The 11,021-nt window shown below is 42.8% G+C and carries 12 protein-coding genes and 1 pseudogene; 1 reads left to right on the forward strand and 12 read right to left on the reverse strand.

The window, feature by feature from the left end; all coding sequences use genetic code 11:
- Positions 1–26: 26 nt before the first annotated feature.
- The 5 genes and pseudogenes from ACYOR7_RS13825 to ACYOR7_RS13845 all read right to left on the reverse strand — a co-directional run bounded on the left by ACYOR7_RS13825 (position 27) and on the right by ACYOR7_RS13845 (position 3,917).
- Positions 27–404: a hypothetical protein gene (locus ACYOR7_RS13825; protein ID WP_479914311.1), complete on the reverse strand. Its 378-nt coding sequence runs from the start codon at positions 402–404 to the stop codon at positions 27–29.
- Positions 405–506: 102 nt separating this feature from the next.
- A complete protein-coding gene (locus ACYOR7_RS13830; RefSeq protein ID WP_479914312.1) occupies positions 507–767 on the reverse strand; it encodes a hypothetical protein in 261 nt (86 codons plus the stop codon).
- Positions 768–842: 75 nt separating this feature from the next.
- Positions 843–950 (reverse strand): annotated as a pseudogene (locus ACYOR7_RS13835) (winged helix-turn-helix transcriptional regulator); the annotation flags it as partial.
- Positions 951–1,090: 140 nt separating this feature from the next.
- Positions 1,091–1,315, reverse strand: a complete 225-nt coding sequence (locus ACYOR7_RS13840; RefSeq protein WP_479914313.1) for a hypothetical protein — start codon at positions 1,313–1,315, stop codon at positions 1,091–1,093.
- A 1,996-nt stretch (positions 1,316–3,311) separates the two neighbouring features.
- Positions 3,312–3,917 (reverse strand): cupredoxin domain-containing protein, encoded by a 606-nt coding sequence (locus tag ACYOR7_RS13845; RefSeq protein ID WP_479914314.1) that lies wholly within the window; start codon positions 3,915–3,917, stop codon positions 3,312–3,314.
- Between the two features lie 699 nt (positions 3,918–4,616).
- Between ACYOR7_RS13845 and ACYOR7_RS13850 the strand changes: the two genes are divergently transcribed.
- Entirely contained in the window at positions 4,617–4,952 is a 336-nt protein-coding gene (locus ACYOR7_RS13850) for a hypothetical protein (protein ID WP_479914315.1), read from the forward strand.
- A gap of 191 nt (positions 4,953–5,143) precedes the next feature.
- Here the strand turns inward: ACYOR7_RS13850 and ACYOR7_RS13855 are convergent, their stop codons facing one another.
- From ACYOR7_RS13855 to ACYOR7_RS13885, 7 genes are all read right to left on the reverse strand, one after another.
- Positions 5,144–5,785 (reverse strand): hypothetical protein, encoded by a 642-nt coding sequence (locus ACYOR7_RS13855; RefSeq protein WP_479914316.1) that lies wholly within the window; start codon positions 5,783–5,785, stop codon positions 5,144–5,146.
- 203 nt (positions 5,786–5,988) lie between these two features.
- Complete coding sequence (locus ACYOR7_RS13860; protein WP_479914317.1) at positions 5,989–6,489, reverse strand: hypothetical protein; 501 nt, start codon at positions 6,487–6,489, stop codon at positions 5,989–5,991.
- 283 nt (positions 6,490–6,772) lie between these two features.
- A complete protein-coding gene (locus ACYOR7_RS13865; protein ID WP_479914318.1) occupies positions 6,773–7,255 on the reverse strand; it encodes an Lrp/AsnC family transcriptional regulator in 483 nt (160 codons plus the stop codon).
- A gap of 392 nt (positions 7,256–7,647) precedes the next feature.
- Positions 7,648–7,923, reverse strand: a complete 276-nt coding sequence (gene sso10a, locus ACYOR7_RS13870; RefSeq protein ID WP_479914319.1) for an Sso10a family chromatin protein — start codon at positions 7,921–7,923, stop codon at positions 7,648–7,650.
- Positions 7,924–8,048: 125 nt separating this feature from the next.
- On the reverse strand, positions 8,049–8,666 hold the full coding sequence (locus tag ACYOR7_RS13875; protein ID WP_479914320.1) for a hypothetical protein: 618 nt from the start codon (positions 8,664–8,666) through the stop codon (positions 8,049–8,051).
- A 153-nt stretch (positions 8,667–8,819) separates the two neighbouring features.
- Positions 8,820–9,086 carry an Sso10a family chromatin protein gene (sso10a, locus tag ACYOR7_RS13880; protein WP_479914321.1) on the reverse strand — a complete coding sequence of 89 codons (267 nt, stop codon included), beginning with the start codon at positions 9,084–9,086 and terminating at the stop codon, positions 8,820–8,822.
- 651 nt (positions 9,087–9,737) lie between these two features.
- A complete protein-coding gene (locus ACYOR7_RS13885; protein WP_479914322.1) occupies positions 9,738–9,863 on the reverse strand; it encodes a hypothetical protein in 126 nt (41 codons plus the stop codon).
- Positions 9,864–11,021: the final 1,158 nt, after the last annotated feature.

The following is an 11,021-nucleotide window of genomic DNA, read 5'->3' on the forward strand; positions in this document are numbered from 1 at the left end:
CCATCATGAAATAGGCATTCCGCTAACTAGAGCTGCTCACCACATGAATAGCAGAATCTCGCGTTTTGTATGTTGAGGATGTTACACTTTGAGCATTTCTTCATGCCGGTATTTGGTAGAAAGGAAAAGAAGTCTATTTTTTGGGACTGTTGTGCTTTCTCCATCTTTACTAGGTTTATGGCCACGCCCAGGAGAAGGATCTGAGAAGAGGGAACCATTTCCTCAACGGACTTGAATGACCTGTCAACGCTATTCATTACTTGCTTTAGAGCCTCCCCGTAGGGGTTTTTGTCAAAACTTGCTTTTAGTTCAGAGTACCTGGAGATGATATCGGGGAGCAGCTCTGAAGAGACAACGTTGTTTTTCAAGAGATCATTTAACACCAACAGAGCGTCTTTGGCCATGGGATAACTTGAGCATAGAGGATGTTGCTTATCGTTTTTTCTATCAGAAAGGGTCTTTGCATTTCGCGTCGGATTTCCATGCTCAGCGAACGGCTCGTTTTTTTATAGGCTGTCAAGAACGTCTGGCGGCACCGACATCTTTGACGATATTGGCTGTACGGGTTCTGTCCATATTGCATCCTTGACGCCATCTACACTTTTTATCTGTTCCATAACATCCAGCAATTCCGTATTATCATTAACAACTGCAATCACGTGAAGGTCAATAGCATGGTGACCGATGCTTTTTGAAACATGTACAATATGACTCATCTTGGCTATTTCCTTTGCAATTGACGTCGTCCTACCGGCTGTTGTGGCCACTAAGAATTGGATTTTATGCCAGCCGAACCTTTTGAGATCGAGGGTATAGTTCACCGTTAAAACTTCATTCTCTAGACGTTTTCGGCGCCTTTGAACTGTGGTAGCAGGAATGCTTAGCTTTCTTGCTATTTCTTTCGAAGTTATCCCGCCGCCATTTGATGAAAGCAGAATTTTCAGTATTTGCTTGTCTAATTTTGAAGAGAGGGTTCATTTTGTCAATATCTCTATACTTGCTTCTAGTACATCTCACTAATATTAAAGCAGTATTGGATGGTTTGCTATCCTTGAAAAAAGGCGATATGGCAGATGATCAGCCTACTCACTCACGGTCGGATAGCTCCATTTTTCTTTGTTTCAATCACCTGTACGATCTCCTTCCACACTGGCTCTCTTACTCCTTCCATCCCCTTGATTGTTTCAAGCAGTCTCAAAATCCCCTCGTTACCTTTCAAACTGGTTTCAACCCTCAAGTCGATGTTGTTTGGGCTGATTGACCTACTTGCGGAGCGTACGTCCTTGCGAAGGAGCAGTTTTCTTGCGACTGCCATTGTCTTGCCTCCTCGGGTCGAAATAAAAAAATCCACATTGCGCAACCTATGGGGAGTGGTATTCTTGTTTACCTTCTCTATCTGATCTATTTTCTTCGTACTATTATTCATTTTTTGTTCATCTCGCGTGGTCTTGAAGTTAGCGCATTGTCCGACCGATCGTTGCCATTAAACAGCAGAAAAGTTGTTTCTAGTTAACTTCACTGATGCTGCTTTTCTTACAGCATCAAGATACATAACGCTCATGTTGTATTTAATGATGTTGTATTTGAGAATGATGAACAATAATTGAAAGATTCCTTTGGCATCTCTTGTACAGATAAAAGGTGCAGGGCATGGATGGATGCACCAATATCCCGAAAAATTCAGCAAGATAGTACAAACATTTTTTGATATTAACTAAACAATATGTATGCCTGGGAAAAAGCCAATCTCTAGACAAGAGATAGGGGCTGAAGCTGTTGGCATGTGATTAGTGCTGCTCTCTTTCGGTGCTTTTCAGGAAGCCCGCACTTACTAGGCCGGGCCGGTCCATTCTTGCTACCTGTAAAACTGTGATGATATACAGGATAGCTGCAGACGAAAATCAAAACGATGTCTGATGCCTAAAACGAGTAATGATCCCAAGGGATCCAAGTGCCATGCGACAAGCTTCAGGATGATGTTTGGGAAGCAAGTTACAGGGAAAAATAATATGGCTTAAACAGATACACCGGCAGAGTTATGCTTAATATCGGGTCAGCAAGGTAAAGAATAGCCGGCCATGCTTTACGGTTTGTTGTATTTTATGAGCCAGCAACCGTTGGAACATGGCCAGCGCAATCGTCTAATCCTTGGCCCGCATCGGTTCTTAGTGAGGAACGAGCTGGTGCGGGTCGAGTTTTTAGTCTATTATGAAAGCCGTGTTATTTAAGTATGGACCCGCTGCTCTCTGGGCAAGAGGATTGAACTAACAACATCATATAGAGATGCAACCTCGTACTGTTATCCGTGCGCGTTAAATAAAATAGATGAGGCATTCTATCATGGAAGCGGAACTACTGACATGTCATGAATGTATCTGTCTAGATTGTCAACACGAGTATGCGGCAGTTTGTATCCAACATAATTGTGACTGTTGCATTCATGAAGAACCTACATGAAACTTGATTTGAGCCTCTTTTTCGTTGACCACTAGAAACATGGAGGAGGGAAAGAGAAGTAAACATCTACACATGAATTTCTTTCAGAATTTGGGCGGTTCTGTAGTAACTTTCACAAAAGCGGTCAGTTTATTGAACTATTGGGAGGTCAGTGAGAGAGACGGCGATACCTGTTGGCTAAGATTTACCGTTTAGCCATGTTGAATAGGCGGTCAGTAACTTGGACTAAAGGCAATGTCCGATGACTGGCCCGTAATGGAGGTAGAAGCCGAAGGTGAAGAACGCAGGCCGTTGGGCTATCTTGCCGAGCGTCCCTGATGGAGGTGAGGCTTTAAGAGTGTGCAGACTAGGCAAGAACGATCTTTCGCAGTGAGAGAGCAAAAATACGACAATTACAGAATATTTTTATATGTCCGCCTTCTTGGTTTTGGTTCCCTATGATGCAGGCTAAAGATCATAAGACTACTTTGCTGCTATGCAATTCGTGTTATTGGATATCATCACTTCTAGACAATGCAAAGAATATTTCCCACTGTCCTTTGTGTGGTGCCGTATTAGAATCGCTGCCCGTAGAAAAGAATGAATGCTGTACTATAGAGGCAGCAGGCGCTAAAACGGGCCTGATCATAGAGTTTCAAAAAGCGTAACAACAGGGAGTATCTCACGGCCGACAAGAGCATGAGAACGGGCTTCTGGAATCGACTATAGATGTCAATCCGATAATCGAGTTCGAATCCCTGAGATCATGTGAATGATCCTCGGACGCTGAACAAATTAAGAAGAGCAGAAAAGGATTTTTCCCCAGCAATGAATAAAGATTTGAAAAAATAAAGAGGGGATAAAGTTGGTGCCTCCTACTTGACAACAACGTCTCCTGTCATCCAAGGATGTACCTGGCAGTAGTAGTTGTACGTGCCCGCTTTGCTAAAGGCAACTTGGAACGAATCTATTGGCGGCAGTCCAGGAGGCGACATTCCTTTTGGCCATATCCAGCCAGAGTTTACGTACTTTTCTGTGCCAGTGATTGTGTAGTTGCCGTTAGGTGGAAGATATGTTACATTTCCTGACGAGTCTATTACACTTGGCATGAACGAGCGGTTGTTCAACGCAACAATTACTTTAGTGCCGTTCTGGCCGGGCATGATCACAGGTTCTGCGTTTGCATTAGGAACCGCAGATTTGATGGCCGTGCTGTTATCGATGACAAACGGCGCTGCAAAGTCAGCAAACGTACTGTTGTCAAACATGAATGTCACGGTGTGTGGTTCGCCGACTCTTGTTGGATTGTAAAATGCCACTTTCTCTCCTACCTTGATTTCAACATGATTTGGAAAGAACATGGTTAACGGCGCCACATGGCCGCCCCCGCCCACCCGTACTGTTGCCACACCATCTTTATAGTCAAGGTACTTTTTGTTCAATTGGTATTGAACTGATGGCCTTTCGTCATTCTGATTCAATGTGCCACCATTGTCACTGCTGCCACTCTGCATAGTCATACTTGTACTGTTGCTGTTGCCTTTCTTTTGTTCTGTCCCTTGCTGCATATTTCCACTAGGTTGTGCGGAAATCTGGGAAACAGTAAAACTCGCTGTTGCCACAAGGACTCCGAGAGCGAGTATGGTTCCCAGCATCACGTTTCGATTTACCATGTCGCTGCACAGAATTGTCCAAGTATTAAGTTGACCAGTAAATTTCTTACTAAGACATGTACATTATTGTGTTTCTTGAGGTACAGTATTCGATTTTAATGTGAATTATTTGATGATTGATTCGCAGGTCTAGACATGTGTTAGTCGGACATGTTAAAGATATCCAACAACCCGACCGAAGACTTGCCGTGCATTTGTCCATGGATTGTTCTGCTCATTACGCACTTATTTTGTATCAGATAGTGTACGAAGCCATTGGAACTTGGAGCGAATTGTTTTCAGCGGTATTGGGAGGTTCGGCAATAATCAAGACCATCTCTATTACCTGCATCTAGGTAGAGAAGAATGATGGTACATGTGCAGACAGATGAGTGACGATTGACAAAACATTACAAATGATTAATACTCATCGTAGATGCTGGTTAACTAATGATTTGCACGAATAATGTAATAGCTTTTGAATTTTTCACAGATCAATTATTTTAGGAACCACGTTTAATTGAAAATGTGAGTATAAGGAACAGTAAGAAGGCCGTACTATTTGTCTCGAATGAAAAGAAACGCAAAGTAGATTTCTTTATCTCTACTTCGCATGGAATGACTATGGCATTGGGGAAAAAGTTACTTAAATGCCCAGAAGTAATCTCTGCCAGCAGGAGCATAGGGCAACCAACGATTGACTTGAGGATTGAGACATTCATGAGTTGCAATGGAGAAATCCTAGACATGCTTGAGCATATAAAGGCCATGTATGGAGTTCGCGATGTGATTTGGAGCGAAATTGTTCAAGTTATTGGCAGGAAAGAAGTAGTAGCAGCAGTAGCTCCTCCCATCAGAAAGTGAACTATTCTTCGCAAATGTCACCTGCATGTCAGTCGAATGCATGATCATATACATATGTATTCGATAATCTCAAAAAAATGTACTTTAATTGCGGACATTCAACTTCTATGTGAATAAGACTTCAATGAGAAGATTGGCTCCTAGGCGAAAAAAAGAAAGAAAGGAGATGCCAAAAGGCATCCAAAGCTACTCTACCGTCCCGGCATCGTGCTATTGCTTGTCTGTTGTTGCTGCTGCTGTTGTTGTCCTCCCTGTTGTAGTTCCTGCGCTTCCATACTCTGTATCTCCTGCAGCTTCTCCGGACTGAGTATCATGCCGTGAATAGGCGTTGGGCCAAAGTGGTTTCCTACCTTTCCAGGGTTAACCCACACAGACATCATGTTGTTTTGGAACTGAAGGAACCCTTCCACATGCTGTGTCGGTCCATTTTCAGTCGTTACAGTCATTGTGCCGTTAAACACAGTGTTATTGTTGCCCATGTACAATACGTCGGTCTGCTTAAAGTCAGAGATGCGATGAGTATGGAATTTCGTGCCGTCTGTAATTGAAACCATATCTATGATGGCGTCAAAGCTCTTTACTGTCGGCTTTGTCTGGTTGTTTCCTTCAAAGATTGGCTTGTCAGTTACCAGTTTCCATGAACCTGCAGACAGCCATTGGGAAACGCCTGCATCATTAAGTTGGGTGCTTGTTATGATGCCAGAGAGTGTTGACTGCCCTTGCTGCTGTTGTGCGAATGCGAGCGGAGTCGCCATTGCCGACGTGCCAATAGCCAGACTTGTGACTATCAGCAACGGGATCAATGTCTTTTTTCCAATAAGACTATTTGACATTGAGAAGGATCATCGTAAACAGAATACAAATGGGTGCTGGAAGCAGCAATACGGCTTTGACTTAGGGTAGTTGACAACTTTGAAAAGAAACGTAGTTTGGCTAGAGCGTCTTGTTATGACCAATTTCTATCTACCAGATTTCCAAAACTCATTACGCGAAAGACTCTTTACATGAAGAAAAAGCCGACGGATCTGCTCTCTTTCTATTCCTCGTCTTCCTTCTCTGCAGCCGCTGCTTTCTGTGCTAGTTTTATGCACAATTGCATATGTCTATCTTCCTGTCTCAAGATCGCATTTACACCTGTAGCGAATTTCTTGTTCTTTACCTTGCTTGCAAGCTTGCTAAGCACCTGGTAATGAATTACCTCTCCACCTTCAGCAATGCTTAGGAACTCAAGGGCATCAAGTTCGTTAGGGTCTTCACCGAGATACGTCTTCATCATCTCTGATGTTTTCTCTACAGTTTCTTGTGCATGTTCTTCAATGCTATCTGAGTTTAGTCCTTCAGATTCGGCAACGGTTGCGATCAGTGTTTGTAGCTTCTCTTCATGTTCTCCTGCTTCTTCCTTCATCCCGATTACCTTGGTCTTCACTTCTTCGTTGAGTAAACCCTTTGAGTCAAGCTCTTCTACAGCTTTTTGTGCGGCCCTTTCTAGGCCCAAGCATTCGCCTATTGTTTCTTCGAGTACTTCTTTGGACACCATATATGCTCCTTCCTCGTCATTAAACTAATAATGAGTTACCAAGTGATTGGGAGAACATTTCTCCCAATCAATTCGTAATGTGTATTCCACCGACCCCGTTTTCTTAACGAGGATAGAAACCAAAGGTTCGATCTGGTGATAACATCATATGATCTGCCGCCTCTGACAAGAGTCTGTTTGAGGCTAACGCCAATCCAGCCTCGCTGGTTGAACAACTGGTGACGATATATATGCAAAAGTAACCAACCACCAACTATAACGCGCAAAGAAAAGAAACATTCGGTTAGAGCGAATCGATAACATCCTCCGGCACTGCCGCCTTTCTCACCATGGTCTGTACCGGTTCACTCCACATTGCTTCCTTTACGCCGTCCATGCTTTTTATATGTTCAATCAATTCCAAAATCTCCCCATTATCTCGTACCACTGCAAGCAAGTGGAGGTCAATCATGAATTGACCTATACTTTTGTCTACGGAGATAACGTGATTCAATTTGCCAAGATTGTTTGCAATAGCGGCAGTTTTGCCATTTGCTGTTGCAACAAAAAATAACACCCTACGCCATCCATAATGTTTCAAGTCAAAGTCATAGTTCATTGTCAACCAGTTATCTTCCATTTTCCTCCGATGTCTTTGAACTGTGGTAGTAGGAATATTCAGATTCTTTGCAATTGCTTTGGAGGTTTCCTTGCCACCATCTGGTGAAAGCAGAATTCGCAGTATCTGCTTATCCAAGTATGAAAGGGAGATTCTTTTTCTTCTCATACGGTTGTCTGGCTGGGTATGATCCGAGCTGTTCGGACGCGATTTTCTTTTAACCATGGAGAGATGCACTCATTTTTTGTTTTCTCTTGTCACCTTTCCCAGAGCGGAGAAGGTGCCTCAACAAAAACGAGCCGTTCGAAAAAGAACAGCGCCTCCAACGTTGGCTATTTAGGCAGCAATTTGGATTCGATATCATAGTATTAAGGAGTTGCCATCCACTTCACCAAAACCACCAGATGCTACACTGACACTTGGGTCCACTTTTAGGTCCGCCAAAAACACGGAAAACAATGGACCCAAGAAGGCTTTGACTGTTTTTTCAAGATTCAAAACGTTTCGTGGATAAAGCAAGTATTCAAGAGAAAAAAATCGATAAATCTCTTGGTGTCGCATCAGTCTGCAAGCATTAGGGCATTTTCATTGCTGGGAGTCAATAGCTGCTGCATCTCTACGATTTCAGTCAAAAACGTCTTGCCCTTCTCTGTAGTCCAATATTGTTTATCGTCTTTGTGATATTCCAATAAACCCTTTTCCTGCAGAAAGTCGAGGTATTCTCTTGTCTGAGGAAATGACAGGTATGCACCGTACATTATCCTAGTTTTTAGTGCTCCACCTACTGCTATCTCTAGGATCTTTGAAGTTATCTCTATCCTAGTACGATATGCCACGCTGAGCTTTCACAATAATAATTTAAACGGGTTTAAGCAGTTGTTGTTATTCCTTCTTTTCTAGTGTCCCTGGTGCTAAATAGGGCAACTCAACTCGATATCTTGAGGGAGCTAGATGTGCATTCCTAGGTCATTTCTTCTCCTTTTAGGTTCTTTTGGCGTATTGTTGGAGAGCGTAACACTTGTTTGGCCGCCACACCGTCGACAGTCAGCGCAAACGAGTCGTCTGAAATAGTTGCGGTTGGACGCTTGCCAGAGGCATTGTAAATCGCTTCGACTATGGTGTTGCAAAAGAAAAGTGAACACTTGTAGCCCATGCCATGTCGAACCGACATGTACGTCTGGCCATCATCTAGCGTCCTTCTTATAAAGTCAAATCGCGATGCAATCGACCATATCTCTAGGCTTTCAGCCAAGGCCTGCTCAGTGTATTCACCATGTAAAATGAACTGCAGTGACTTGGGATTCGTCTTGTCATTGGCTGCAGAAACCTTCAGTATCTGGTCTTCAGAGAGCTCTTCCATTATTGCCTTGAATCTTGACTTGGAAGTAGGTACCATCGTTCCCTTGGCAGCGCCTGAATGGCACCACAGGTATTGGATTAGGCTTTTGCGCACAAGCGAATTAAGACTCATTCCTTCCTCTTCTGATTCTTCCTTCAGATGATCAACAAGGTCCGATTCTAGTCGAAACGTTATGACTTCGGTCTTCCTCTTGGAATTGTTGTTGTTATTACCAGCCATCCGCCTACCACGTTCGTCATATTCTCTCTTTTGACATATAAGTAAATGGACGGCCTTTTCTCCGGCTTGTGATATAAACCTGAGAAACAGCTTCATTTCAAACCCGTTTATTCTCTTGTTTTTGTGCAATCAATCATGACCTATCTGACAGAATTACACCTTTGATTTCTTGAGTAACAACTCCTCACGTTCCTTCGGATATAACATATGTTGAAGCTCTTGGTATCCATTCAAAAAGCGCATTCCTTTCTCTGTAGTATGGTACAGCCTATTTTCTGGAGTATATTTCAAAAGCTCATTTGCCTGCATGAATTCGAGATAATCATTTAGTTGAAAGTACGATAGAGCGGCACCATACATTATGCTAGTTTTTGTAACTCTCTTGCGCGCAATTTCGATAATTTTGGCAGCTATTTCCATTCGGTTGCGATATTTAACCACACAAAATCTTTACGAAAAGAACTATAACGAGTTTATAGCATACCTATCTTCTGCTCCTCTTCGCTGTTGGAGTGCAAAATCAACAATTAGATGTACTTTGGTTAGTGTTTATCCATATGGGGCAATCCAGTCACATTTTCGGCAATTGTGATTTTTTGAACAATTATGCTTTGTTTTCGTATATTTTGTGAACAATTAAAAGTCATGCCTGAGACGGTAACATGATGACTTGCAAGGGTATTTGCATCCGTCACAAGGCTGAAAAACCAATGGGCATAGGAAGATACGCTTCTGGACAAAAGCGATGCCAGATTTGTGAAATTTTTATGAAATGGGATGGGCTCTGGTGTCCATGCTGCGGGTACAGGCTTCGTACAAGGCCAAGGAACTTGAAATACAAGGCAAAGCTGAGAGAGCGAACACAAAAAGTCAGCTTGACTGTAGAAAGAGTTGGAGAAGAGTATATCGCAGTCCCGCTGTCGAGTTAGATGATCAGATCGTGAATGATTATTTCTTTAGTCATTCCTTTAATTCCTCCATTATGAAGGAGAGTATCTATCACGTAAAAGACTCTATTATCTTGGATTTTGATTTCAAATAGGGTCGCCAAGCGGTATTGTCCGTCTAAAACTAACTACTGCTACCACTACTACCCTGCGCTTCAACTTCTTCCTCCTCACCTTCAGGCTCCTCCAGGTCCTCTTGTAACTTTTCCGGCTCTTCGCCTTCCTTGTACGGGAGGTCTGCTTCACCCATGGTATTGCACACAGGACACTTGAACTGGCTCGTAAGCCCCTCGAGCGCGATTGGAAATTCTTTCTGAAAGACTCCTGCACATTTTGAACAAACTAATGTAGTTTGAATACTGTCCTGAGAGAACTTGGAAAATTCAAGAACAAACGTCGCACCAGGTGATTTCATTGTTTGACTCCATCTGGAAAACAGTCTTTGCAATATCTTTGAAGCATTATGTATCCCAGTGTTTCAGTCAATACCTCTACGCTCGCTTCTTTTGAACATAATGTACAGTTAGATTTTATCGCGTTCTTTCCGGGCAAATATTGCCTTATTTGTTGTGGTTGTTCCATATACTCATATCAAAAAACCACTATTAATGAGATTCTGCATTTTTTGCGCAACTGAACTGCATTGTACACCTAACTCATTTAACCTATTATCGCGCTTCTTTTCTCTGAAATATTCTCAAGCGCAGAACCGTTTGCCCGATGGTTCCCATGGTAATACCCTGTTGCTAAACGTTCTTCATGGATTAACTTACTATATTTGCATCAAGGCTTCAAAACTCTTCGAGCGGACACAGAGCTCTCATTTGTAGCGCAAACGCTGCCATCCAGAGGGGTCGGTAAATCATTTCTTGACTTCTACTGCTGAATTTTGATGGCATTAAATAGCCTGAATTGCTGATCCTGCGAAAATCAACTACGTCATAATTAGCAAGGGTCTATGGTAGAGATACCATCATCAATCTTGGTCTCTTGCGTGCTGGTAAAAAGGCAAACCATCTTGAGAGCCAAATAAAGGAGGTCCCGGACGCAGATGTCCGGGAATGTCTCGAATAATTTTCCAGTCCTCTTTCGCCTGCGTTCCTCCGTGTGAATTAGTTTTGAGCACCTGAAATACACTTCATTTCATCTAAATCCCACAGTTTGTAGAGAATATTGCGGCGAATCTTGCCGTATTTGTTGCTGTTACTGTATAACTTGACCCTTTCCATACAATGGCTACAGATATTCTTTCTTCTTGCTACTAATAGCTCGCTTAGTGGGTAAATCTTGCTGCAGTTTGAACACCAGTAGTAGAGCAGGCCTCTTTGCGCTCGCGCATCGAGAGAATTGAAATCAATATCCTCCTTCGCGCATATGCTGGCAGCCGTGTCCATCAATAACTGGTCTA

The organism is Candidatus Nitrososphaera sp. 86-2 (assembly GCF_056726185.1).